At 61.4% G+C, this 503-nt stretch carries 1 protein-coding gene; it reads left to right on the forward strand.

The annotated features are described in order from the left end of the window. Positions 1-503 (forward strand): GTP-binding protein (locus K7H91_RS25510; protein ID WP_230722966.1); only part of this gene is annotated, 503 nt, incomplete at both ends.

Here is a 503-nt window from a genome sequence, read left to right on the forward strand (position 1 = left end):
ATGGCAAAAGCAAAGTTTGAGCGGAGCAAGCCGCACGTAAACATCGGCACGATCGGCCACGTTGACCATGGCAAGACGTCGCTGACGGCAGCGATCACGAAGTTCTTCGGCGATTTTCGCGCGTATGACCAGATCGACGCCGCTCCGGAAGAAAAGGCCCGCGGCATCACCATCTCGACCGCGCACGTCGAGTATGAGACCGACAAGCGTCACTACGCCCACGTCGACTGCCCCGGCCACGCCGACTATGTGAAGAACATGATCACCGGCGCTGCCCAGATGGACGGCGCGATCCTGGTCGTGTCGGCTGCCGACGGCCCGATGCCGCAGACCCGCGAGCACATCCTGCTTGCCCGTCAGGTTGGCGTTCCGGCGATCGTCGTGTTCCTGAACAAGGTCGACCAGGTCGACGACGAAGAGCTGCTCGAGCTCGTCGAAATGGAAGTCCGCGAACTGCTCGACTCTTACGAGTTCCCCGGCGACGAAATCCCGATCATCAAGGG

The sequence above is a fragment of the Martelella mediterranea genome, assembly GCF_021021415.1.
Taxonomy (GTDB): Bacteria; Pseudomonadota; Alphaproteobacteria; order Rhizobiales; family Rhizobiaceae; genus Martelella; species Martelella mediterranea_C.